Origin of the sequence: Alteromonas salexigens, assembly GCF_025628895.1 — a bacterium.
GTDB classification, from domain to species: domain Bacteria; phylum Pseudomonadota; class Gammaproteobacteria; order Enterobacterales; family Alteromonadaceae; genus Alteromonas; species Alteromonas salexigens.
This window is the reverse complement of sequence record NZ_JAOTJC010000013.1, coordinates 14,161-36,074: the sequence shown is the minus strand read 5'-3', so window position 1 is coordinate 36,074 and position 21,914 is coordinate 14,161. Positions and strand designations below refer to the sequence as shown.

At 51.9% G+C, this 21,914-nt stretch carries 25 protein-coding genes and 2 tRNA genes; 17 read left to right on the top strand and 10 right to left on the bottom strand.

Translation table 11 applies throughout. The features are described 5' to 3' along the window. Window positions 1–107 precede the first annotated feature (107 nt). On the top strand, window positions 108–2,489 hold the full coding sequence (locus OCL06_RS14635) for a zinc-dependent metalloprotease (protein WP_262995872.1): 2,382 nt from the start codon (window positions 108–110) through the stop codon (window positions 2,487–2,489). Between the two features lie 32 nt (window positions 2,490–2,521). Here OCL06_RS14635 and OCL06_RS14630 read toward each other — a convergent pair whose 3' ends face one another. Both OCL06_RS14630 and OCL06_RS14625 read right to left on the bottom strand, forming a co-directional pair. After that, complete coding sequence (locus tag OCL06_RS14630) at window positions 2,522–3,652, bottom strand: M14 family metallopeptidase (RefSeq protein WP_373318496.1); 1,131 nt, start codon at window positions 3,650–3,652, stop codon at window positions 2,522–2,524. 5 nt (window positions 3,653–3,657) lie between these two features. Continuing rightward, window positions 3,658–4,425, bottom strand: coding sequence for a HesA/MoeB/ThiF family protein (locus OCL06_RS14625; RefSeq protein ID WP_262995870.1), 768 nt, complete (start codon window positions 4,423–4,425; stop codon window positions 3,658–3,660). Window positions 4,426–4,527: 102 nt separating this feature from the next. Between OCL06_RS14625 and moaB the strand changes: the two genes are divergently transcribed. The 7 genes from moaB to OCL06_RS14590 are packed head-to-tail and all read left to right on the top strand — an operon-like array spanning window position 4,528 to window position 8,700. After that, on the top strand, window positions 4,528–5,043 hold the full coding sequence (gene moaB, locus OCL06_RS14620) for a molybdenum cofactor biosynthesis protein B (RefSeq protein WP_262995868.1): 516 nt from the start codon (window positions 4,528–4,530) through the stop codon (window positions 5,041–5,043). Then, entirely contained in the window at window positions 5,040–5,546 is a 507-nt protein-coding gene (gene moaC / locus OCL06_RS14615; protein WP_262995866.1) for a cyclic pyranopterin monophosphate synthase MoaC, read from the top strand. Before moaB ends, moaC begins: the two co-directional genes overlap by 4 nt. After that, on the top strand, window positions 5,537–5,785 hold the full coding sequence (moaD, locus tag OCL06_RS14610; protein ID WP_262995864.1) for a molybdopterin converting factor subunit 1: 249 nt from the start codon (window positions 5,537–5,539) through the stop codon (window positions 5,783–5,785). The genes moaC and moaD overlap by 10 nt, the downstream gene beginning before the upstream one ends. Further along, the gene (locus OCL06_RS14605) at window positions 5,786–6,274 is read left to right on the top strand and encodes a molybdenum cofactor biosynthesis protein MoaE (protein ID WP_262995862.1); all 489 of its coding nucleotides are present in this window, start codon (window positions 5,786–5,788) and stop codon (window positions 6,272–6,274) included. Next, window positions 6,267–7,025: a molybdate ABC transporter substrate-binding protein gene (gene modA, locus OCL06_RS14600; protein WP_262995860.1), complete on the top strand. Its 759-nt coding sequence runs from the start codon at window positions 6,267–6,269 to the stop codon at window positions 7,023–7,025. The genes OCL06_RS14605 and modA overlap by 8 nt, the downstream gene beginning before the upstream one ends. Beyond that, complete coding sequence (gene modB, locus OCL06_RS14595) at window positions 7,022–7,702, top strand: molybdate ABC transporter permease subunit (RefSeq protein WP_262995858.1); 681 nt, start codon at window positions 7,022–7,024, stop codon at window positions 7,700–7,702. The genes modA and modB overlap by 4 nt, the downstream gene beginning before the upstream one ends. Continuing rightward, entirely contained in the window at window positions 7,699–8,700 is a 1,002-nt protein-coding gene (locus tag OCL06_RS14590; protein ID WP_262995856.1) for an ATP-binding cassette domain-containing protein, read from the top strand. Before modB ends, OCL06_RS14590 begins: the two co-directional genes overlap by 4 nt. A 22-nt stretch (window positions 8,701–8,722) precedes the next feature. Here the strand turns inward: OCL06_RS14590 and OCL06_RS14585 are convergent, their stop codons facing one another. Then, the gene (locus OCL06_RS14585; protein ID WP_262995853.1) at window positions 8,723–9,049 is read right to left on the bottom strand and encodes a Plug domain-containing protein; all 327 of its coding nucleotides are present in this window, start codon (window positions 9,047–9,049) and stop codon (window positions 8,723–8,725) included. Window positions 9,050–9,316: 267 nt separating this feature from the next. Here OCL06_RS14585 and OCL06_RS14580 point away from each other — a divergent pair, with 267 nt between their 5' ends. The 4 genes from OCL06_RS14580 to OCL06_RS14565 are packed head-to-tail and all read left to right on the top strand — an operon-like array spanning window position 9,317 to window position 13,284. Beyond that, window positions 9,317–9,991, top strand: coding sequence for a histidine phosphatase family protein (locus OCL06_RS14580; protein ID WP_262995851.1), 675 nt, complete (start codon window positions 9,317–9,319; stop codon window positions 9,989–9,991). A 13-nt stretch (window positions 9,992–10,004) separates the two neighbouring features. Continuing rightward, window positions 10,005–11,246: an acyl-CoA dehydrogenase family protein gene (locus tag OCL06_RS14575; protein WP_262995850.1), complete on the top strand. Its 1,242-nt coding sequence runs from the start codon at window positions 10,005–10,007 to the stop codon at window positions 11,244–11,246. Beyond that, the gene (locus OCL06_RS14570; protein ID WP_373318495.1) at window positions 11,239–12,276 is read left to right on the top strand and encodes a phosphotransferase family protein; all 1,038 of its coding nucleotides are present in this window, start codon (window positions 11,239–11,241) and stop codon (window positions 12,274–12,276) included. Before OCL06_RS14575 ends, OCL06_RS14570 begins: the two co-directional genes overlap by 8 nt. A gap of 18 nt (window positions 12,277–12,294) precedes the next feature. Next, the gene (locus OCL06_RS14565; protein WP_262995847.1) at window positions 12,295–13,284 is read left to right on the top strand and encodes an NADPH:quinone oxidoreductase family protein; all 990 of its coding nucleotides are present in this window, start codon (window positions 12,295–12,297) and stop codon (window positions 13,282–13,284) included. A gap of 99 nt (window positions 13,285–13,383) precedes the next feature. Here the strand turns inward: OCL06_RS14565 and OCL06_RS14560 are convergent, their stop codons facing one another. Continuing rightward, window positions 13,384–13,650 (bottom strand): hypothetical protein, encoded by a 267-nt coding sequence (locus tag OCL06_RS14560; RefSeq protein ID WP_262995845.1) that lies wholly within the window; start codon window positions 13,648–13,650, stop codon window positions 13,384–13,386. Between the two features lie 429 nt (window positions 13,651–14,079). On the opposite strand from OCL06_RS14560, the gene OCL06_RS14555 reads away from it, so the two are divergent. Then, on the top strand, window positions 14,080–15,879 hold the full coding sequence (locus OCL06_RS14555; RefSeq protein WP_262995843.1) for an acyl-CoA dehydrogenase C-terminal domain-containing protein: 1,800 nt from the start codon (window positions 14,080–14,082) through the stop codon (window positions 15,877–15,879). A gap of 140 nt (window positions 15,880–16,019) precedes the next feature. Here OCL06_RS14555 and OCL06_RS14550 read toward each other — a convergent pair whose 3' ends face one another. The 4 genes from OCL06_RS14550 to OCL06_RS14535 all read right to left on the bottom strand — a co-directional run bounded on the left by OCL06_RS14550 (window position 16,020) and on the right by OCL06_RS14535 (window position 18,814). Further along, window positions 16,020–16,415 (bottom strand): DUF3718 domain-containing protein, encoded by a 396-nt coding sequence (locus tag OCL06_RS14550; RefSeq protein WP_262995842.1) that lies wholly within the window; start codon window positions 16,413–16,415, stop codon window positions 16,020–16,022. A 218-nt stretch (window positions 16,416–16,633) separates the two neighbouring features. Beyond that, window positions 16,634–17,029, bottom strand: a complete 396-nt coding sequence (locus OCL06_RS14545) for a DUF3718 domain-containing protein (protein ID WP_262995840.1) — start codon at window positions 17,027–17,029, stop codon at window positions 16,634–16,636. A 321-nt stretch (window positions 17,030–17,350) separates the two neighbouring features. Continuing rightward, a complete protein-coding gene (locus tag OCL06_RS14540) occupies window positions 17,351–17,743 on the bottom strand; it encodes a DUF3718 domain-containing protein (protein ID WP_262995838.1) in 393 nt (130 codons plus the stop codon). A 168-nt stretch (window positions 17,744–17,911) separates the two neighbouring features. Beyond that, on the bottom strand, window positions 17,912–18,814 hold the full coding sequence (locus OCL06_RS14535; protein ID WP_262995836.1) for a LysR family transcriptional regulator: 903 nt from the start codon (window positions 18,812–18,814) through the stop codon (window positions 17,912–17,914). A gap of 135 nt (window positions 18,815–18,949) precedes the next feature. Here OCL06_RS14535 and OCL06_RS14530 point away from each other — a divergent pair, with 135 nt between their 5' ends. Beyond that, the gene (locus OCL06_RS14530; protein WP_262995834.1) at window positions 18,950–19,408 is read left to right on the top strand and encodes a MaoC/PaaZ C-terminal domain-containing protein; all 459 of its coding nucleotides are present in this window, start codon (window positions 18,950–18,952) and stop codon (window positions 19,406–19,408) included. A gap of 28 nt (window positions 19,409–19,436) precedes the next feature. Here OCL06_RS14530 and OCL06_RS14525 read toward each other — a convergent pair whose 3' ends face one another. Both OCL06_RS14525 and OCL06_RS14520 read right to left on the bottom strand, forming a co-directional pair. Beyond that, window positions 19,437–19,598, bottom strand: a complete 162-nt coding sequence (locus OCL06_RS14525) for an entericidin A/B family lipoprotein (protein WP_262995833.1) — start codon at window positions 19,596–19,598, stop codon at window positions 19,437–19,439. A 29-nt stretch (window positions 19,599–19,627) separates the two neighbouring features. Continuing rightward, on the bottom strand, window positions 19,628–20,614 hold the full coding sequence (locus OCL06_RS14520; RefSeq protein ID WP_262995831.1) for a mechanosensitive ion channel family protein: 987 nt from the start codon (window positions 20,612–20,614) through the stop codon (window positions 19,628–19,630). Between the two features lie 607 nt (window positions 20,615–21,221). Here OCL06_RS14520 and OCL06_RS14515 point away from each other — a divergent pair. The 3 genes from OCL06_RS14515 to OCL06_RS14505 all read left to right on the top strand — a co-directional run bounded on the left by OCL06_RS14515 (window position 21,222) and on the right by OCL06_RS14505 (window position 21,914). Then, a complete protein-coding gene (locus tag OCL06_RS14515; RefSeq protein ID WP_262995828.1) occupies window positions 21,222–21,524 on the top strand; it encodes a 4a-hydroxytetrahydrobiopterin dehydratase in 303 nt (100 codons plus the stop codon). Between the two features lie 161 nt (window positions 21,525–21,685). Further along, window positions 21,686–21,762: transfer RNA gene (locus OCL06_RS14510), tRNA-Met, on the top strand. A 95-nt stretch (window positions 21,763–21,857) separates the two neighbouring features. After that, window positions 21,858–21,914: transfer RNA gene (locus OCL06_RS14505), tRNA-Met, on the top strand.

The following is a 21,914-nucleotide window of genomic DNA, read 5'->3' as shown; positions in this document are numbered from 1 at the left end:
GGCGCTGCCGGCACCAATGCGCTAGGGTAATATTGCGGCTTGCAACTGTCGGTGGCAGTGGTGCAGGCAGCGAGTAAACTGATAATAACAGGCAAAAAGGACACCTTATGATCCGCAAAATCATGTGCCTGCTGGTGTGTATTACAGCACCAGTCTCGGCCGCCACGGATATCACCACGTTTACCGAAAACATGGAAAAACGGGATGGCTTTATCCCGTTCTACTATGACAGTGAAACCGACAAAGTCTACCTGGCGGTCTCCCGCTGGCAGCAGCCGCTGTTGTTTCAAAGCAGCTTACCCCATGGTGTAGGCTCTAATGATATCGGCCTGGATCGCGGGCAGCTGGGTGATACGCGGCTGGTTCAGTTTGAGCGCTTCGGCAATAAAGTCATGCTGCGTCAGTTAAATACCCGATACCGGGCGCTGAGTGACAATCGCGCTGAGCAACAAAGCATTAATGAAGCCTTTGCAGACTCAGTCATTGCCGGCTTTACCGTGGCCGCCGGCACCGACAATACGGTGCTTATTGATTACACCCCGTACCTGATGTCGGATATCCATGGCATCAGTGAGCGGCTCGCCGATCGTGAGCAAGGCAACTATCAGGCAGACAGCGAGCGCAGCGGGGTGTATCTGCCAAAAAGTAAGGCTTTCCCCAAGAACACTGAACTGGAGGTCATGGTAACGTTTTCCGGATCTAAGCCAGGTCAGTACGTGTCTGATGTCACCCCCGACCCCCAAAGCCTGTCGGTGCACTTACATCATTCGTTTATTGCACTGCCTGAGCCAGGGTATGAGCCCCGCGCATTTCATCCGTACTCAGGTTTCTGGAAGTTCAGCTATTTTGACTACGCCACTGCCATTGCTGAGCCGCTGGAGCAGAAATACATTATTCGCCATCGCTTACAGAAAAAAGATCCGCAGGCGGCGTCGAGTGAGCCGGTAGAGCAGATTGTTTATTATCTGGATCCGGGCATTCCCGAGCCGGTTATGGGGGCGCTGAAAGAAGGCGCAGGCTGGTGGAATCAGGCGTTTGAGGCAATAGGGTATGAAAACGCATTTCAGGTAAAAGTATTACCTGAAGACGCCGACCCCATGGATGTGCGCTATAACGTGATTCAGTGGGTACACCGGGCAACCCGGGGCTGGTCCTATGGTTCGTCGGTGATAGATCCACGTACCGGTGAACTATTGAAAGGCCATGTGACCCTTGGCTCGCTGCGGGTGCGTCAGGATTATCTGATTGCACTGGGACTAACCAGTCCGTTTACCGGCGAAAATACCGAGACCGACCCGCAGCAACTAATGGCACTTGCCCGCATCCGGCAGTTGTCGGCACACGAGGTGGGTCATACGCTGGGAATTGCACATAACTTTGCGGCCAGCGAAAATGGTCGTGCGTCAGTTATGGATTATCCTCACCCGGTTATCAGACTGGAGAACGGTGAGATAGTGCTGGATGAAGCTTATGCCAGTGGTATGGGCGACTGGGATCTGCATGCCGTAGCGTATGGCTATCAGGACTACGAGAGTGAAGCCGCAGAAGCCAGGGGGCTGGCGGCACAATTACAACAAACCCGTGAAGCCGGGCTGCTATTTAAGACTGACGCCGATACCCGGGCTGCCCGCCATGGTTCGGCAAGCGGGCATATGTGGGATAATGGCAGTGATCCGCTGGACGCCTTTCAGCAAATATCCCGGGTTCGGGAGCATGCACTGGAAAAGATGGGACTGGCGACACTGCCTGACGGGGCCAGCCTGTCTTCGCTGGAAGACGCACTGGTGCCGGTTTATTTACTGCATCGCTACCAGTTGCCCGCCCTCGCCAAACAAATTGGCGGCGTTGAATACAGCTATGAGTTAAAAGGGGAGTTTGCCAGCCCCCACGGCCAGCAACCCGTGGCGCCAGCGATCCAGAAAAAAGCCCTGGCGCTGCTGATTGACGCTACCACGGCGGATTTTCTACGCCTGCCGGAAAACCTGCTTGCTCTGATCCCACCCACTGCCTTTGGGGATGATATTACCCGGGAGCACTTCAATGGCCGTATGGGCCGGGTGCTGGATCCGGTGACAGCGGCGGAATCTGCGGCTGATTATGCGCTGAGTTTACTGTTGCATCCAGAGCGCCTGCATCGGGTAAGCTGGCAGCACAGCCAGCGCCGCGGCATGCTCTCGGTGGAGCAAATAGTAAGTCGTATGCTCGACATTCACTGGTATCAGGAAGAGAAAGCAGACTATGGTCTGAATGCGCGTTTGCGGCATGTAGTGTTGAATGCTGTCATGCGCACGTTGACGGCACCGGAACTGGCACCGGAAGTGCGCACCAACATTGAGGTCGCGCTACTGAAGTTTGACCGCTGGCTGAAAAAGGACAGTGACCTGCCTGAAGCAGCACTGATGCGCCAGCGTCTGGCCTATTACTGGGAGACCGGTGAATGGCCTTATATGCTGGAGATTAAGCCGCTGCCACCGGGCTCACCCATTTAACGGATACCAGCGCGGGCCATGCCCGCGCGCTGTTATTCCGTGTCTGTGGTAATGGTGAAGTATTCAGTAAAAACTTTATAAAGCTGGGTGCCGCTGAGCACCGAGGCTGACGGAAAATGCAGGATGGGAATAAGGTCGCATGGCGCTGGCACGACCTCGCTGCCGCGGTCATTGTCCAGCTCATCAATATTAAGAACCCGGGCCAGCGGCTCGCCAGCTGAGATCTGCTCACCGGGTCGTGCCAGGTACTCCACCATGCCGCCCCATTGGGTATACAGGGTTTTGTAATTTTTAAGTGCTACACCCCGTCGGATCATTTGGGCAGGCCTGATGTGCGTGTCCTGTATTGCGCCTTTTGCAGTCAGATAGCTGAGAATACTGGTGGCATCCACGTCTCCTTCAGCAAAATCAATCACTTCCTGACTGCCCATTTCCAGCGTAAACGCTTCGACGCCCAGCTTGATCTCACGGCTAAACTTTTTACTTAGCGCGTCCTGCAATGTCCACCACGGACAAAAGGTGGCCTCATCCAGGGCGCCGGCGAAAACATTAGGAATAAAGATGCAATGAGGGATATTAAACAACTTCGCGGAGTCCCGGGCGTACTCGGGAATGTAGATGTGTCGGGTAGAAACGGGGCCGTTATGTAAGTCCAGGACGTAATCTGCATCCACGGCCAGCTGCTGTAACTTCAGATTCAACTGCTGGGCTAGCCCCAGGCCCCAGGGAGACGCCAGTTTATCGGCAATAGCCTGGGCCCAGAAAGCGCGGAACCGGGTGCGTATTTCAGCATCACTGGTGTGAGGTGAGACTGTGTCCGCAAATGCGTGCACGGCGTTTTCATCGTAGTAATACCCGCGGTTCCAGTTGGTCCCGTTGACCGGATCAAAGCGGCCCAGGGTGTATTCACCGGCCTTAATATTGGTGCCCACCGGATTGCAATTCGGCACCAGCACAATTTCGCCACATACGGCCAGCGATTTAAGACGTTGCAGCAGATGGTAAATGACCACGTTGCCCTGCACCTCGGCACCGTGAATAGAACTTTGAATATACACTTTTGGGCCCGGCCGGTTGCCACGAATACGGTACACCGGCACATGCATATTTCGGCCAGATGCATTTTGAGCAACTACGATATAATCTTTTTCAATCAACGACATAATTATTAACTTTTAGTGGAAGAGGGGGAACATACCGGGCACTTCCCCTGCTTGGGGACGTCGAAGGTATGCCATTGCTGGCTGAGTCCGTCGAAAGTCACTAGGCTACCGGCGGACACCTCACCCAGGTTAGTGATCAGTTTAATGGCCAACAAGGCCTGTTGCAGGCCGATAATACTCACCACCGGGGAGAGAATACCGGCCTCGGTGCAGCTCAGGGCAGGGGCTTCAAATAACTGTGACAGACAGCCATAGCAGCTACTGCCGCCGGTAGGGCTTGCTACGAATAGCTGGCCCTCAAAGCGAATCGCGGCGCCTGAAACCAGCGGCAAGCCTGCGCGGTAGGTAAGCCGGCAAATTTGCTCCCGGGCGCTGAAGTTGTCAGTGCAATCAAGCACCAGGTCGTGCTCGTTAAGCAAGGTCTGTATGTCATTATCGCCCAGCGTCTGCGCAATGGTGCGGATTTCACAGTGGCGGTTGCGGGCATGCAGACTGTCAAAGGCGGCTTCTACCTTGTGTTGGCCCACCTGTGCTTCGCTGAACAGCCACTGGCGGGGCAGATTGTGTTCATCCACCACGTCGGGGTCGACCAGGGTTATCGCGCCCAACCCGGAGGTGACTAAGCTCATTGCGGCAGCGTTACCCAGACCGCCTACGCCGAAGACCAGCACCCGGGCATTGGCCAGTGCTTCCTGACCGGCTAAATCAAATTGCGGCAAAACAATTTGGCGATTAAAGCGCATTGCTTGTGAGTGAGTGATGGGATCTGGCATAGTTACTCTGGGTGGTGATTCATTGTGGTCGGGCGGCTTATGCCTGCTGTATTAACTGTACCAAAGCTACCTCATAATTCGTATCTCAATTTAGGAATTCTTATGACTGCTGTAAGTACGCCGTTGTCTATCGCGGTATTAACGGTATCCGACACCCGCACCCTGGAAACAGATTCCTCGGGGCAGTACCTGGCCGATGCACTGAGCGCCGCGGGTCATAAACTGGCGGAGCGGGTGCTGGTAAAGGATGACATCTATCAACAGCGTGCAGTCGTGTCTAAGTGGATCGCCGATGCTGGCATTCATGCAATTCTGGTAACCGGTGGCACCGGCTTTACCCACCGGGACTCCACCCCAGAGGCCTTAAGTGTGCTGTTTGATAAACAGGTAGACGGTTTCGGAGAGTTGTTCCGGCAGCTTAGCTATGAAGAAATCGGTACCGCGACCATTCAGTCTCGTGCGGTGGCCGGGTTTGCGAATAACACGGTGGTGTTTTGCCTGCCTGGCTCGTCCGGTGCCTGTCGCACCGGCTGGGAAAAGATTATCCGCAGCCAGCTGGACGCAGACTTTAAACCCTGTAATTTCGTGTCGCACCTGCTGAAAGGTGCGGAATCATGAGCGGGTTTAGTCATCTCAATGCTGGTGGCGAAGCCAACATGGTGGATGTCAGTGATAAAGCCGTAACAACCCGGGAAGCCACGGCCGCCGGCGAACTGCATGTCAGTAAAGCGGTGATCACCGCGATCAGCGACAGCAAAATCGCGAAGGGCGATGTATTTGCTGTAGCCAGAGTTGCTGGTATTCAGGCGGCCAAAAAATGCGCCGACTTGATTCCATTGTGCCATCCTCTGGCGTTGACCAAAGTCGATATTCAATTTGAGGTGGATGCAGACAACCAACGGTTGCTGGCGCAATGTTTTTGCCGGTTAAGCGGTAAAACCGGTGTGGAAATGGAAGCGCTGACCGGGGTGAACGTCGCCCTGCTGACGTTATTCGATATGTGTAAAGCGCTCGATCCGGCGATGCGCCTGCACAATGTGCGGGTACTGGACAAAAAAGGCGGTAAACACGGGCACTGGCAGGCCGACGAACATCAGGACGAGACACCACCATGCAGGTAAGCGTACAGTTTTTTGCTCAGCTGCGAGAGCAGTTAGGGTGTCAGCGTGTCCGGATTGAGGTCACTGACCCTGCGTCTATGAAAGACGTAAAAGATGCCCTTGCCCGTCATTTTCCGGACCAGGCCGACGTGTTCGACAGCCCCTTGTTGATGGCGTGCAATCAGCAGCTGGTAGACGGCAGCCACCAAGTAAATGCCAGCGACGAGCTGGCACTATTTCCACCGGTTACCGGAGGCTGAATGTTTGCATCTGTAACCACCTCGCCGCTGAACGCCCCGACCTGTTATGAGACCTTTACTGCGCAGCTGCCGGCTGGTGAAACCGGCGCAATTGTGACGTTTACCGGTCGGGTACGCGATTTTAATGATACCGGGGCCCTCGACGGTATCGAATTGGAACATTATCCCGGAATGACTGAGAACGCGATGGCTAAGCTGCTTGATGAAGCCAGAGAGCGCTTTTCGCTGATTGATGCTGGCGTGGTACACAGGGTAGGGCATATTGCTAACAACGAAGATATTGTCTGGGTGGGATGCGCTGCCATGCGTCGCCAGGCCGCGTTTGATGCTGCAGCATTTATTATGGATACGCTCAAACAGGCTGTACCGCTGTGGAAAAAAGAGTTTGCGACAAACGGGGAGGGCGCGTGGGTTAAACCAAAAGCCAGCGATACCCAGGCTGCCATGCAGTGGCTGAAGTCGGATGACAAGGAGGCCCAGAGTGAATAGCCGGCGCATTGTTTGCTTTGTTATTTCCATGCTAATGAGCACTGTGGGGCATGCGCAAACCCTGCGACTGGGCGTGGCCGCGAACTTTGCTGAGCCACTTAAAGAGATTAGTAAGCGGTACCAGCAACAAACCGGCATCACCACTACCCTGACCGTGGGCGCCAGTGGCACCCTGTATGCGCAAATTCAACATGGTGCCCAACTGGATGTGTTTTTGTCAGCCGACAGTGAGCGACCGCAAGCGTTGGTGGAAAGTGGCCGGGTAGGCTCTGACGATGTGATGACCTATGCCATAGGCCGGCTGGCATACCTGGACAGAGACGTGCGCGCTCCCGGCATTCATGATCTGCAAACCTACGCGCTGGCACCGGGCACCCGGCTGGCAATTGCCAATCCACGCCTTGCACCCTATGGCCGCGCTGCAAAGGAAGCGTTGCATACCCTCACGTTATGGCCCAACCTCGCTACCCGGCTGGTGACCGGAAAAAATGTTCAGCAGGCGTATCAGTTTTATGCCACCGGCAACGTGGACCGTGCCTTAGTGGCCTATTCGCAGGTTTACCACCTTAAGAAACATGTTCATCTGATTGATGCCAGCCTCCACCAGCCAATCCAGCAACAGCTGGCGATCACCGCACCGCAAGACAACCGTGCCGCTGCCCGCCAGTTCGTGGCATTCCTGTTATCCGATGAAACCCAGCAATGGTTGGCGCAACGGGGCTATCAGCCGGTAGGAGATGAATATCAGTGAGCAGCGTGGACGACTGGCAGGCAGTCATACTCACTCTGCAGTTAGCCTTAATTACAGGTGGGTTGCTGCTGATATTCGCGTTACCCCTGGCATGGTGGCTGGCGGGCTGGCGAAGCCGCATGAAGACCCTGGTGCTGGCCATTGTGGCGTTACCGCTGGTGCTGCCCCCCACGGTGTTAGGATTCTATTTGCTACTGGCATTTGCGCCGGACAGTGGGATAGGGGAGGCCTGGCAATGGCTGACAGGTGAACAGCTGGCGTTTTCATTCAGCGCATTGGTGCTAGGGTCGCTGTTGTACTCGCTGCCGTTTGCCGTGCAGCCGCTGTATACAGGTTTCGAGCAACTGGACCGGCGCTATCTGGATGCCGCTGCGACTCTGGGGATGTCACGTATAGCCCGTTACCGGCATGTGGTCTTTCCGCTAATTCGTCCGCATCTGCTGATAGCATTTGGACTGACTGTGGCGCATACCATTGGCGAATTCGGTGTGGTACTTATGATTGGCGGCAACATTCCCGGTGAAACCCAGGTCTTGTCAATTGCCCTGTACGATCACGTGGAAGCACTGGACTATCCACGCGCCCATGCGATGGCGCTGGCTCTGCTGGGATTTTCTTTCGTGTTATTAATGGCGCTTTATCAACTTAGCCGTAAACCACGGGGGGCGGGGGCATGAAGCTGATCGCCAGCCTGAAAGTATCAACGGACTTTACCCTCGATGCGCAGTTAAGCACGAACGACGACTGTCAGTTTCTGGGCGTGATGGGGCCCTCGGGAGCCGGTAAGTCCAGCTTGCTGCGCGTGCTGGCGAACTTAGAGCCGGCCAGTAGTTACCAGTGTAGCTGGACCTCCCCGTCATCCCGCATTGGTTTGGTGTTTCAGGACAGCCTGCTGTTTCCGCATCTCGACGTGGCTGGTAATCTGGCCCTGGCGCAACGCTACGCAAAATCGAACTCCGACGCGTCTGAGATCTTTCAGGGCTGTCAGTGTGAAGCCTTACTGGAGCGGCAGGTAACCTACCTGTCCGGCGGAGAGCGCCAGAGGGTTGCGCTGTGTCGCGCATTAGTGAACAGCCCCGATATCCTGTTGCTTGATGAAGCATTCAGCGCCATGGATAATGCGCTGAGTCAGCAAGTTCAACAGTTCCTGCGCCGTTACTGCCTGAAGCATGGCATCAACGTCATTATGGTGTCTCACGATATCAGTGCCCTTGCTTTGTATTGTGATGAACTGGCCTCGATGAAGGGGGGACGTATTATTCGTAGCGGCCCGGTAAACCAAATGCTGAATAACGTAACGTCTGATCAGGCTGAGAACACTGTGGCAGTGCTGAGCGGCCCGGCTCTCGAGTTTGATGAGGCGCATCAAATCACCCCGTTTTTATGTGAGGACCAGGTTCTCTATGCCCGCCACCCCTTCGTAGAAGACGGTCAGGCAAAAATTACCGTAGACCCCCGGGATGTCAGCATTGACCTGGCACAGCAGCACGCCTCGAGCATTCTTAATGGCTTTACCTGCGAAGTTCGCGCCCTGCGTCCGGCCGCCGCCGGGCAGGTACTGGTGAGGCTGGCCAGGGGCCAGAGTCAGCTGTTTGCTCTTATCAGTGAGCTGTCAGCCAGTCGTATGAAACTGCAGGCCGGCGATACGGTTACAGCACGTTTTAAACTGCGTTAGCCGCCTATTCCGCAACCGGTTCTCAGAGCTCCTGATTCAATGTTAGACCCGCAGCTATCAATCTGGAGTTAGTGGCACTTTGACTCTGAAAAGCGGTAAAGGCAGGCACATATTGCTGAATATCAAACAGGTCGCGGGAAACCGTGTGTAAAAAATCTTTCCCTGTGAACGCACTCACGGACACCGGTACAGTTTGCATGTTTTCACTTTTCTTCTGAACCATGACCTGGATGTGCTCCAGGGCGTGTGGTGAATCGATTTGTTCAGCCAGAGTGGAGGTAGTACTAAGGGCAAGGCTACCCACAATCAGCATGGGCAATGCACGCTGCCCAAAAGTAAATTGTTCCATAATTTCGTTATTCTTCAGGCAGTGTAAATAAGCGCGCCCATGCCTTGCAATGAGCAATACCGATGTCAGTGTGCAGTATCTGCCTATATTTTACACGTCTAAAATGTAAGCGTAGGTGAGCGGTTTTCTGCTTAGGCAGGCGCACGGTGTGACAGTAACCCGGGTGGCTGCATGATTCGGGCTGATTAATACCTATTCATATTATTAATTCGCTTGTTTGGGGAGATTCTCTACCATGGTTAACATTCATATTACAATTGAGCTGCTATGACAGAATTATTTTTTGTTCGTCACGGTCAGGCATCGTTTGGTGCCGCGGATTACGACAAGCTTAGCGAGTTAGGCATCCAGCAGTCACGCTGGCTGGGCGAGTATTTTCACCGACGGGATCGTGGGTTTGACTATGCCTTTTGCGGCAACCTGCGGCGTCACCGTGAAACGGCAACTGCCATCAGCGAGGGGCTCGGACATGTCCCCCCAATGGAATTCAGCGACGGCCTGAATGAGTTTGATTTTCAGGCCGTGGTCACCGCGTATGTTACCCAACACCCTCAGGCCAGACCGGCAGACGGGGCGCCGGCGTCTGAGTATTACCGGCTGCTGAAAAAGTCGATGCAGGCGTGGGCCGCTGACGAACTGGACGCTCAGTTACTCCCTGAAAGCTGGCTGGAGTTTGAGGACCGGGCAGCTACAGTATTACAACAACTTATGCAGTGTCAGGCGGAACGGGTACTGGTGGTTTCATCAGGAGGCGCGATAGCGATGATGCTACGCCATGTACTGGGCTACGACCCCCAGACGGTTATAAAAATGAACCTGCAAATAAAAAATGCCAGTTTCAGCCAGTGCCTGGTATCCCATAGTGGCGTGCATCTGAGTAGTTTCAACAATGTGCCGCACCTGGATCATCCCGAACGCGTTCACGCAATCACGTACAGTTAACACCGGAGTGACAATGAATTTCGAGTACAACGATAACACCACCGCACTCATGGACAGGTTGAACACCTTTATGGATAAAGAGGTGTATCCCATCGAGCAGGAATATATTAAGTCGGTGGAACAGGCTGAAAACCGCTGGCAGACCCCGGCAATCATGGAGTCTCTTAAAGCTAAGGCCAAAGAGGCCGGTCTGTGGAATTTATTCCTGCCCAACGAATATCTGCCGCTTGGCGCCGGGCTAAGTAACCTCGAATACGCGCCTTTGTGTGAAATAATGGGGCGGGTGCCATTCAGCGCTGAAATTTTCAACTGCAGTGCCCCGGATACGGGCAATATGGAAGTACTGGCTAAGTACGGAAGTGAGACACAACGTAAGACCTGGCTGGAGCCCCTACTGGCAGGAGATATTCGTTCAGCGTTTGCCATGACCGAACCCGAGGTAGCAAGTAGTGACGCCACAAACATTGAAACGGCCATTCGCCGTGAAGGTGATGAATACGTAATTAATGGCCGCAAGTGGTATACCAGCGGGGCGATGAATACAAACTGTAAAGTAATGATCGTCATGGGGAAAACCGATTTCGACGCCCCCCGTCATCAACAACAGAGCCAGATCCTGGTGCCCATGGACACTCCCGGAGTCACCGTGGTGCGACCCATGGCGGCAATGGGCTATTTTGATGAGCCTATAGGTCATGCCGAGGTACTTTTTGACAATGTACGGGTGCCGGCAGATCACCTTATTCATGGCGAAGGGCGGGGGTTCGAGGTTGCACAAGGCCGGCTGGGACCAGGACGAATTCATCATTGTATGCGCCTGATTGGCTGCGCCCAGCGGGCACTGGATATGGCCTGCTCACGGGTAGACAGCCGTATAGCTTTCGGCAGACCGCTGGCAAAACAGCAGTCAGTACGCGAAAGTATCGCCAGCATGTATTGCGAGATTGAGCAGGCCCGTCTGCTGACCCTGAAAGCCGCAGACAAAATGGACCGGTACGGGAATAAAGTTGCTCGGGATCTGATTGCCGCTATCAAGATAGTGGCGCCCGCCATGGCTTGTCGGGTTATTGATGCGTCTATTCAGATGCACGGTGCTGCAGGTACCAGTCAGGACCTACCCTTGGCGGCCATGTACGCTTATGCCCGTACGATCCGACTCGCTGACGGCCCGGATCAGGTGCATATGATGCAACTGGGCAAAAACCTTATTGCTGAAACGGCGGCTTCCCGTCGAAATGAGGTGCCCAGTGACTAGTCATTCTTTCAGTATTGATGAATTAAATGCCTATCTGGCTGCTGCCTGTCCGGCCATTGGCAAAGTGAAAGAAACCAGCAAGTTCAGTGGCGGCCAGTCGAACCCGACCTTTTTGCTGACGACTTCAGCGGGTAACTATGTGTTGCGTAAGCAACCACCGGGCAAGCTATTAAAGTCCGCGCATGCCGTGGACCGGGAATTTCGGGTTATGCAGGCACTGGCTGATACCGAGGTGCCGGTGCCGGTTGTACATCACCTGTGCGAAGACACCAGTGTACTGGGCAGCATGTTCTACGTGATGGATTTTGTAGAAGGCGACATTTACTGGAACAGTGCGCTGCCAGAATGCAACAGCGAACAAGCACGCCATAATATGTATGACGAAATGAATCGGGTAATGGCAGCGTTACACAACGTGAATATCAATGAGATCGGGCTGACCGACTACGGTAAGCCGGGTAATTACTTTGCCCGGCAATTGTCGCGCTGGACACAGCAGTATCGCGCGTCTGAGCTCACCAAGATTGAAGAAATTGAATCGCTGATTGCGTATCTCGATAACAACCTTCCAGCCGATGATGGTCAGGTAGCCCTGGTTCACGGTGACTTCCGTCTCGATAATATGATTTTTGCCCCCCGGTCGGATGAGACGGCCTCGGTGCGAGCGGTGCTGGACTGGGAATTATCCACCTTAGGGCACCCCTACGCAGACTTAGCGTACCAGTGCATGCAATTACGGTTACCCGCCACCTTACCTCAGGCTCCCGGTCTGGCCGGTCTCGGTCGTGAAGCGCTGGGTATTCCCAGCGAACAGGCTTACGTTGACACGTATTGCCAGCGACGCGGCATTGATGGCATAGACAACTGGAATTTTTATCTGGCATTCAGCTTCTTTCGGCTGGCGGCAATTCTGCAAGGCGTTGCCAAGCGTGCGCAGGATGGTAACGCGTCCAGTGACAAAGCCAGACAGCTTGGCAGTATGGTGCGGCCGCTGGCGCAAATGGCTACGCCCCTTATCCAATCAGCTTGAGCAGAGCAAGGAGGTCACATGAAAGCGATAGTGTGTAACGAATTTGGTCCCGTCGAGGGGCTGGTTTATCAGGATATTGAGACGCCCGTGCCGAGCCAGGCAGAGGTAGTCATTACTGTACGTGCCTGTGGGGTGAATTTTCCGGATGGATTGTTAGTGCAGGGGCTTTATCAGATGCAGCCAGACTTCCCCTTTGTGCCGGGTAACGAAGTGGCAGGGGTGGTAAGTAAAACGGGGGAGGGGGTGACCCACCTGCAACCCGGTCAACGAGTTATTGCGCTTACACAGCTGGGCGGCTATGCCGAACAGGTCTGCGTGCCAGCCACCCACGTTATGCCGCTACCTGACGGTATTCCAATGCAGGAAGGCGCGGCGTTGGTAACCGCCCATGCCACCGCGCATCACGCACTGAAACAGCGGGCGCGGTTGCAACCCGGCGAGACTCTGGTGGTCACCGGTGCAGCTGGCGGGACAGGGCTGGCAGCAGTGCAAATCGGCAAGCAAATGGGGGCCAGAGTGATCGCGGTTTGCTCCACGGACGAAAAGCTGGCGCTGGCAAAAGCCCACGGCGCCGATCTTTTGATTAACTACCAAAAGCGAGACTTAAAAGAAGCGATAAAAGAAGAGACTGCCGGGAAGGGCGCCGATGTGATTTATGAATGTGTTGGCGGTGACACATTTCACGCCTGTTCGCGCAGTATGGCCTGGCAGGGGCGTTTGTTGGTGGTTGGATTTGCCAGTGGCGAAATACCGAAACTACCAGTGAACCTGGCATTGGTAAAAGGGTATGCGGTTGTGGGGGTATTCTGGGGGGCATTCACTCAGCATGACCCGCAGGGCTTCAGTGCAAATATGCAGGAGTTACTTAGCTGGTATAAAGACGGTAAGGTTAAAGTCGTGGTTGACGAAGCACTGCCTTTGGCTGACGCTGCCCGGGCACTGTCTAAAGTGATGGACCGTCAGGTAAAAGGAAAAATGGTATTAGTCCCTGACATCAGTGAAGGCTAGGGTCAATTCTCAGCTAAACGGATAAGGAAAAGGCTCCCGGAGGAGCCTTTTGAAGTTGCAGAGCGCACTCTGCTTACCATGTTGAAATGGTTAGTGTTGTTATCTTGTTGCTATCAACGTACCGGGAAGCTGGCGATTAAGCAGGGCTTCCTGACGGTCGGTTGACTCGACCTGCGTTGACGTGCAGTTGTTAGTTGCTGTTTGGGTAACGCGCATAGTCAGCTGCGTCGAACGCGGTTTTTTATTTATCTGCATTGCCAGTTTGTCGCCGGCGTTGCAGTTTTCCAGCGTCGCAGTCTCATCGCCCTTAGCCTGTAGGGATGCAGAGGTGAGAGTAAGCGTCGCCAGCAATATAAAAGTTTTCATCGTTACCCTGGGCCTTAAACTTCAGAAGCGGCTTATGCCGCTTCATCAGTCGGTTTGCTTGTTTGTTCAGGGATATTAAACGTGACGGGAGCACAGAACGAAAGGCATAGGGTTATACTTGCGTATTATTATAAATACCTTAGAGGATCTGAGTATTGCTCGCGTCAGCCTACTGCGTATGCCCGCGCACCCCTGCGTAGGCGCAATCCCCTCATCCTAACACCTGCAGCTTGAGCCAGGGATCCACCTTTATGTTGGCTGGCTACCACCAACTCTGCTGCCTTTAATATTGGTACAAATGATAGTTCACTATAAAACCAATAAACTTGGATGATTCAAGTGCCTGTCCTACCATCATCTGCAACCTCAATAAGAGATGATGGCAGAGTCCCGGTTCCCGCGGGGCGAGCTGTGTTAAGGATACCTAATATGCAAGATTATAAAGCGCCTATTCGTGACGCCATGTTCGTCACCCACGAACTGTTAGATTTTCAGTCCCATTATGCACGCCATGGGTTCGGGGATGTGTCAGAGGATTTAGTTTCCGCCATTTTTAATGAAGCCGGAAAGTTTGCTGAAAACAGCCTGGCTCCCATTAATGCCAACGGCGACCAGGAAGGCTGTCAGTTTGAAAACGGCGAGGTTACCACTCCAAGTGGCTTTAAACAGGCTTACCACCAGTATGTGGAAGGTGGCTGGCCGGGGCTTGCGCATCCTGAAGAATTTGGTGGCCAGGCGCTGCCTTACTCGTTAGGGACCACGCTGGCAGAATGGTTCTCAGCCGCTAACCACGCGTGGGCCATGTATCCGGGGTTGAGTCAGGGGTGTATTAAAACAATAAAAGCTCACGGTAATGATGAGCAGAAAAAACGTTTTTTACCCAAGCTGGTGGAAGGCAGCTGGACAGGCACCATGTGTCTGACTGAGGCCCACTGTGGCTCAGATTTAGGCATGCTGAAATGCCGGGCCGAACCTGCAGAGGACGGCAGCTACCGGTTAACCGGCTCTAAAATATTTATTTCTGCCGGCGAGCACGATATGTCAGACAATATTGTGCACATCGTGATTGCGCGTCTGCCCGATGCCCCTGCGGGCACAAAGGGAATTTCTTTATTTGTGGTCCCTAAATACAACGTGTCTGCCGACGGCGATATCGAGGATCGCAATGCCGTACAGTGTGGCAGTATTGAACACAAAATGGGCATTAAGGGCAGCGCCACCTGCGTAATTAATTTCGACGGGGCGAAGGGCTACCTGATAGGCGAGCCTAACCGTGGACTGGCGTGTATGTTCACCTTTATGAATATGGCTCGTATCGGCACCGGGCTGGAAGGGCTGGCGGCCTCTGATGCTGCGTACCAGGGAGCCTTACGCTATGCCAAAGATCGTTTACAGTTTCGTGCCCTGACCGGCAAGAAAAACCCAGACGGTCCTGCCGACCCTATCATCGTACATCCTGATGTAAGAAGAATGCTGTTGACCCAGAAAGCCCTCGCCGAGGGGAACCGGGCCATGGCGTGTTACTGCATGCAACTGGTCGATGAAACCCTGTACGGTGAAGACGATGTGGCAAAGCAAACTGCCGAGGCGAAACTGGCGCTGTTAACCCCCATTGTCAAAGCGTTCCTTACTGAAACAGCGCAGGAGGCCACCAGTTATGGCATGCAGGTGTACGGCGGGCATGGTTACATTAGCGAGTGGGGCATGGAACAACTGGCCCGGGATACCCGCATCTGTACCATGTATGAAGGTACTACGGGCATTCAGGCGATAGACTTGCTAGCCCGCAAAGTCATGGGCTCGAAAGGGGAATTGTTGAGCGTATTTATTGAAGAGATCCGCCACTACTGCTCATCATTGCGAGACAATGCCCAGTTCAGTGCCTGGACAAATGCGTTAGCTTCCCACCTGGATGAATGGCAGCAAATTACCCAGGATATCGGTAAGGCGGCAGCGACGAACCCGGATGAACTGGGCGCAGCGTCGGTGGATTACCTGATGTATTCAGGTTACGTCACCGTGGGATATTTCTGGTTGAAAATGGCTGTAGTGGCACAGCAAAAGCTGGATGAGGGCAGCACTGAGCGGGATTTCTATGAAGCTAAACTCCACACCGCCCGGTTCTACTTTGATCGTATGCTCACCCGCACCCGGTCATTGGTCTCTTCAATACAGTCTGGCGCTGATAACCTGATGAGCATGCCAGAAGCAATGTTTCGGGTCGAGTAACTGAACCACTGCGGGTATTACCGGAGCGTAAGCACCCAAGTAATAAAAATAAAAAAGGCGCCTTCAAGGCGCCTGTTTTATTTGGGGGAATCCCCGACTATACCGAATTGCTTCAGTATAGCTTGCCTGTAACGGCTAAATTAAATGCGGCTCATTACTTCCTGAGCGATAGGGTTAGCCTGTAAGCCGTTTTCGCTGATCCATGCCTGAATGGTTTTGCCATCAGCTTCTGGTTCAGCCAGGTCACCTTTAGGCATTTTTTTCACCAGCAGCGTGCCGGAATCAATTGCATTATTCAGCAAAGCAGTGCGGATAAGGCTGTTGCCATCGCAGGTTACGCCTGTGTAGTAGTCGCGTAACTTAAGACGGTAGTCCTGTTCCACATCACGCATTTTTTTGCGCAGTTCGCCTTTATCATCTGCCTGAACGATAGTGCAGATATTAGCCAGCGCTTCAGTAACATCAGCCGACGCGGAAGAGTGGAAGCCAAAGCCAAGTGCTGCCGCCAGAAATGAGATTTTTGCAATTTTCAACATGGTGTTTTTCCTCTAATCAGTCATACCTCATGACTTAACGCGGCGCATTTAACGCGATCGTTGAAAAAGCCACCAGTATCACGGTGATACGAAGGTATTTTTTATAATACATAAAAGCCTGGGAAGGAAAGAGGTGGCCCCTCTCGGGGCCAGAAGTGCGGAGGCTTTCTCCGCTACCATGTTGAACGGAGCTCACATGGTGTGAATGTGCGGTGTCGTTAAATACGGTCGTTTAGCTCGGCGGCAATAGGGCTTGACTGGTGACCTTTCTCAGCAATCCAGGCCTGCAATGTTTTGCCATCGGCTTCAGGGGTTTGTAAATCCCGGCTGGGCATTTTCTTTACCAAAAGGGTGCCGACTTCAACTGCATTACTCTCAATCGCTGTGCGGATCAGGCTATTGCCGTTACAGCTGATCCCTGTGTAATAGTCATGCAGTTTTAAACGGTAGTCTGACTGTACCCGGCGCATTTTCTTGCGTAATTCGCCTTTGTCGTCTGCCTGCACAATATTGCAAATATTGGCAAGTGCGTCGTTTACGTTGGCATGTGCTGAGTTGGCGAACACAAAAGAAGATGCCGCGATAATCAAAGAAGTTTTAACAATTTTCAACATGGTTAATATCCTTCGGTTGTCGGTGAGGTTCGATGGAGTTAGTTAAATACAATCAAATCGAAGGAAAAATAACCGGGGAAATACAGTGTTATGTTATTTGATACGCAAGCTATTAACATAAAAGCAACATTGGGTCGGGGTGTGAAAATATAAACTGTTGAAATATAATGTTATATTGGTTTTTAGAGTGACCTGTCGGTAGCGCAGGTAAAGAAAAGTAGAAAGTCGTACAAAATTTAAGTAATTCGTGTTGAATGAGTTTTATTGGTCCCAGGTATGAGGAAGCCCACGCCTAACTGGGCTTCCTTATACCCGTCTGGCTCATAAACGGTCATTCAGTAGCATGGCAATTTCAGTGTTATTCAGGCCCTGTTCGGCTACCCAGGCTTGCAAGGTCTTACCGTCGGCCTCAGGCGCAGCAAGCGCTCCTCGTGGCATCTTTTTGATGAGCAAGCTACCCGATTCCAACGCATTAAAAAGTATGGCCGCTCTGATGAGGCTATAACCGTCACACGACACTGCATCATAATAATCGTTGAGCTTCATGCGGTAGTAGGTTGCCACATTGTGAATCTTTTTGCGGAGCTCGCTTTTATCGTTAGATTTAACAATCTCGCACATATTAGTAAGTGCACGGTTTACATCTGCGTTAGCCGCGAAGGTGGCGGTCAGTAAAATACTTACCAACGCGCAGCGAAATATAATTTTCAACATGGAGAAATCCTTTACAAGTGGCAGGCAACCCGATGCCTGATCAGCACTAAGTAAAGTGTATAAAAATTGTACAGAGTAAGTGGTTGTTATACCTTCGTATGTTTTTTTATACGCAGCTTGCGGTAAGCCATTGACAGAAAACTTTTTTCATAACTCAACGGCGAACTGCTAATGAGGCTTATAGGCTTTGGCAACTTCCATTATTTGTTCCCGCATCCACAAATGGGCGTAGTCATGATCGGCGCTGACATGCCAGTACAGGAAGTATTCAACCGGCGGGATCTCAAATGGCACTTCATAAATGGCCAAATCGTAATGCTTTGCCAGGTGATAAGGTAAGCAAGCGATGAGGTCAGTTTTTACAATGGTGCTGGGTACGGTGAGAAAGTGTTGTCCACGCATGACAACCTTGCGCTTTTTCCCGAGTTTGTCCAGCGCAACATCAATAGGGCCTGCACCGGTTTTTCGATGCGATACATTAATATGACCCAGCCGCAGAAACGTGTCTAAGCTGAGTCCTTGTTGTAAGGCCGGATGATTTTTGCGGGCCATCACCACAAATCTGTCCTGCGCAATTTTTTCTTTGCAAAGATGGGGGTCAGTAAACGCAGACGCGTCAGCAAAAAAGTCGAGGTTGCCACTGGCCATCGCTGAGACAACCTGACTGCGGTTCATTTCGTAATTGGTGAGGCTGATATTCGGGGCCAGATTCTGTAGACGGCTCATTAAGCGGGGCATAATACTGGCTTCCAGTAAATCGCGGCTGGCAAAGTTAAAGGTTTTCTCGGCAGTAACAGGGTCAAACGTATGGCTCTCCTGCACGCTGCGCCTTAGCAATGCCAGTGCCTGCCTGGCTGGTACAATAATATTTTGTGCAACCGGCGTGGGCGTCATGCTGTGCCCGGTGCGGACAAATAGCGGATCGTTCAGCATATCCCGTAAGCGAGCCAGTGAATTACTTACCGCAGGTTGGGTAATACACAGCACATCTGCTGCTTTGGTCAGACTGCCAGCCGTATAAATAGCATCGAATACAGCAAACAGGTTCAAATCAATGCGGTTTAAATTCATAGCGAGCAATCCTTTTGGTGGTTCACAGTGTGTCTAAGCAGCCATCTTATAACTCTATATTATTAAAATTGCATTGAATTATTCAACCGGTTAATAGTACCTTTTGTTTCAAACAGCGCAAAAAGAGAACGGGATATGAGCCGCCTCCTCGACTTACAAATAAACGATACTGTCATACAAAATAGCTGGCACAAGGTCACGCAACAGTCTATTGACCAGTTTGCAGAAGCCACCGGTGATTACCAATGGATCCATACTAACCCCGCACGTTGTGAGAAGGAGAGTCCATTCAAGGCACCCATCGCGCATGGCTTTTTAACGGCATCCCTGATGCCGGATGCTTTCTCGTCGATTCTTACTGAAGACGCTCGTATCACATCACTGATTAATTATGGGATAGATAACTTGCGGTTTCTTGAACCTGTAGTCGTAAACAGTGAAGTGCAGTATCAGTTCACCGTTGCCGAGGTAACTGACAAACCATCAGGACGGTTATTTCGCATTCGCGCCAGCTGTGCAATAAAGGGCAGGGACAAGCCTGCGTTGGTGGGGGAGTTTTTGTTATTAGCGGTGATAGAAGGGCTGGCGCGCTGATTAGCTCACTCACCAGCCCTGCTCGATTTTACTGGCCGTCAGTGGCATCCTCTACAGCGTCTCCTGCTGTTTCAATGTCTTCACCTGCACCTTCAATAGTGGCACAGCCGGTAACCAGGCTGGCTAAAAACGCCAGGATCAGCACAGTGTAATGTGAGCGGATACGTTTGGTTTTGACGAGAGATTTCATAAGTCACTCCGTTGTCGTTTGGTTGAAAGTTAGTTATCACCCTCGGCGTCCCCGTCCTCACCGGATGCGTCCGCCTTTGGGTTATCTGCGTTGGTATTGCTCTGGTCTTCACTCTGGCTCTGGCGTTGGTCAGGCAGCATGCTGTTAAGCTTTTCACCGCCCTTAGCACCAAAATCCAGCGTGCGAATGGGGAATGGAATAAGAATGTCGTTCTCTTCCAATACACGTTTAACTATTGCTACCGCGTCGTGTCGCGCCTGCATAAATCCGGTGTCGCCGGGATAATCAATCCAGAACCACACCAGCAGATTGATGCTGCTGTCGCCAAAAGATTCAGCGTAAACGGCGGTTTCGTCTTTTTTGATGACGTAATCCAATTCGTTAATGGCGGAGACAATCACCTTGGCCGCTTCATCTGGATCGTCAGCGTAGGAGATCCCCACCGGCACCTCAATTCTTCGGTAGCCCAGTACACTGTAGTTCGTGACAATATTGCGAAAAAGAATTTTGTTGGGAATGATTTCCCGTTGCCCGTAGAAGGTCTCAACGAGAGTATTCCGCAAGTTAATAGCTTCCACATTGCCGAATACGCCGTCAGCCTCAATTACATCACCAATCTGAAAGGGCTTGCGGATCCCCATTGCAATCCCGGCAATGAGGTTTTCAGTCATGTCCTGAAAAGCAAAGCCAATGGCCAGACCCACAATACCGGCACCGGCCAGAAGTGAGGTAACGGTGCCACTTAGCCCAATAAAGTCGAGCGCAATGAATATGCCCGCTATGGCTACTATCGCTTTGACAATAGACGTTAGCAGATCTGCAATTTGTTTAGATTCAAAGGCGCGCCGCATAAGACGCTGAACAAGGTTACCAACCAGCTTGGCAAGAATACCGAAGCCAATAGCGATAAGAATGGCAACTACAAAGTTAGGGAGGTGCTTGATACCGGATTCTAACCAAACCTGAAGCTTTTCATTAATCAGTTTATAAATTTTATCTATTTCTGGAAAATCCATAGGCCTCTTCAGAGTGTTAGCTGGCTATCGCTTCAATTTTTATTTCGTTGGCAAAGCTCGATTCAAAAACTGTACCTATTCATGTGAATTCTTTTTATTGCATTTAACTTATTGATTAAGATGGTTTTAATTGTCTGCCTTGAACATGCGTTAAATAGCGCAGAACAGCAGGCCGAAAGAATTACCCAATAATCGGGGAAATTTTTCATGGCCTGATAACTCGCCTCACTACGGCGAATGCTTAACCTTGTGTAAATAGTAGATTAAATTTTCAAATAACAGTGTAGTCACTTTTTGCGAATGACGAAGGACCACTTTAGGTCTTTACGAATAGTGGTTTTAAGGCAAAAGAGCATAACCCCCGAGGACGGCAACTAAATGCTCGCCATGTGGTCGAACGTTAAGAAGGGGGTGGGGGAAAGCGCTCTTGCAGTACCAAGAGTTGCTTGTAAACTCCTGACACCATCTGCAGTGAACCCCATTGGGGATACAAGGTGACAATTCTATACCTGAGGGTTAGGCTTAATTGGCAGATAATTAAGAGATGACCCGGAGGAGGTTTCGACCATCCTCACCGGGTAAGAGTGAAAGCCAACAGGAGGTGTCTATGGCAGAGCGATTAACAGAGTCTCAGATTGACGAAGCATTAAGTTCATTGAACGCAACGCTCGCAGCTGACGAACAGTGGCAACGTGACGGCGATAAAATTACCAAAACGTTTACCTTTAAAAGTTTTATCCGCGCGTTTGGCTGGATGTCACAAATTGCCATTTGGGCCGAAAAATTAAAGCACCATCCGGAGTGGTTCAACGTATATAACCGTGTAGAGGTGGCGCTGACCACTCACGATGTGGATGGATTAAGTGAACTGGACTTTTCATTGGCGGAAAAAATGGAGAAATTTCGCTAGAAAAGTCTAAAGATTATGCGAATTGATGGTTAATGAAGCAGGTGACAGGAAATCGACTGGATTTGCTAAAACTCCCCTTGCCAAGGTCAATTCGCTATGTATAATACGCACCACTTGAGAGGCACAGGCTAAACACGCTAAGTCTTTCAAACCAGTTCAGACGCGGGATGGAGCAGTCTGGTAGCTCGTCGGGCTCATAACCCGAAGGTCGTAGGTTCAAATCCTGCTCCCGCAACCAGTTACTAAAGTTGACAGTAGTACGCAGCTTTAGAATCAGATAACAGTGCAGTGGTCACGTTATCAAGTACTACAAAACCAGTTCAGACGCGGGATGGAGCAGTCTGGTAGCTCGTCGGGCTCATAACCCGAAGGTCGTAGGTTCAAATCCTG

Excerpts from the sequence above, each read along its gene's own strand:
- OCL06_RS14635 (WP_262995872.1), top strand. The coding sequence starts at position 108 with ATGATCCGCAAAATCATGTGCCTGCTGGTGTGTATTACAGCACCAGTC.
- OCL06_RS14630 (WP_373318496.1), bottom strand. The coding sequence starts at position 3,652 with ATGTCGTTGATTGAAAAAGATTATATCGTAGTTGCTCAAAATGCATCT.
- OCL06_RS14625 (WP_262995870.1), bottom strand. The coding sequence starts at position 4,425 with ATGCCAGATCCCATCACTCACTCACAAGCAATGCGCTTTAATCGCCAA.
- moaB (WP_262995868.1), top strand. The coding sequence starts at position 4,528 with ATGACTGCTGTAAGTACGCCGTTGTCTATCGCGGTATTAACGGTATCC.
- moaC (WP_262995866.1), top strand. The coding sequence starts at position 5,040 with ATGAGCGGGTTTAGTCATCTCAATGCTGGTGGCGAAGCCAACATGGTG.
- moaD (WP_262995864.1), top strand. The coding sequence starts at position 5,537 with ATGCAGGTAAGCGTACAGTTTTTTGCTCAGCTGCGAGAGCAGTTAGGG.
- OCL06_RS14605 (WP_262995862.1), top strand. The coding sequence starts at position 5,786 with ATGTTTGCATCTGTAACCACCTCGCCGCTGAACGCCCCGACCTGTTAT.
- OCL06_RS14590 (WP_262995856.1), top strand. The coding sequence starts at position 7,699 with ATGAAGCTGATCGCCAGCCTGAAAGTATCAACGGACTTTACCCTCGAT.
- OCL06_RS14585 (WP_262995853.1), bottom strand. The coding sequence starts at position 9,049 with ATGGAACAATTTACTTTTGGGCAGCGTGCATTGCCCATGCTGATTGTG.
- OCL06_RS14580 (WP_262995851.1), top strand. The coding sequence starts at position 9,317 with ATGACAGAATTATTTTTTGTTCGTCACGGTCAGGCATCGTTTGGTGCC.
- OCL06_RS14575 (WP_262995850.1), top strand. The coding sequence starts at position 10,005 with ATGAATTTCGAGTACAACGATAACACCACCGCACTCATGGACAGGTTG.
- OCL06_RS14565 (WP_262995847.1), top strand. The coding sequence starts at position 12,295 with ATGAAAGCGATAGTGTGTAACGAATTTGGTCCCGTCGAGGGGCTGGTT.
- OCL06_RS14560 (WP_262995845.1), bottom strand. The coding sequence starts at position 13,650 with ATGAAAACTTTTATATTGCTGGCGACGCTTACTCTCACCTCTGCATCC.
- OCL06_RS14555 (WP_262995843.1), top strand. The coding sequence starts at position 14,080 with ATGCAAGATTATAAAGCGCCTATTCGTGACGCCATGTTCGTCACCCAC.
- OCL06_RS14550 (WP_262995842.1), bottom strand. The coding sequence starts at position 16,415 with ATGTTGAAAATTGCAAAAATCTCATTTCTGGCGGCAGCACTTGGCTTT.
- OCL06_RS14545 (WP_262995840.1), bottom strand. The coding sequence starts at position 17,029 with ATGTTGAAAATTGTTAAAACTTCTTTGATTATCGCGGCATCTTCTTTT.
- OCL06_RS14540 (WP_262995838.1), bottom strand. The coding sequence starts at position 17,743 with ATGTTGAAAATTATATTTCGCTGCGCGTTGGTAAGTATTTTACTGACC.
- OCL06_RS14535 (WP_262995836.1), bottom strand. The coding sequence starts at position 18,814 with ATGAATTTAAACCGCATTGATTTGAACCTGTTTGCTGTATTCGATGCT.
- OCL06_RS14530 (WP_262995834.1), top strand. The coding sequence starts at position 18,950 with ATGAGCCGCCTCCTCGACTTACAAATAAACGATACTGTCATACAAAAT.
- OCL06_RS14525 (WP_262995833.1), bottom strand. The coding sequence starts at position 19,598 with ATGAAATCTCTCGTCAAAACCAAACGTATCCGCTCACATTACACTGTG.
- OCL06_RS14520 (WP_262995831.1), bottom strand. The coding sequence starts at position 20,614 with ATGGATTTTCCAGAAATAGATAAAATTTATAAACTGATTAATGAAAAG.
- OCL06_RS14515 (WP_262995828.1), top strand. The coding sequence starts at position 21,222 with ATGGCAGAGCGATTAACAGAGTCTCAGATTGACGAAGCATTAAGTTCA.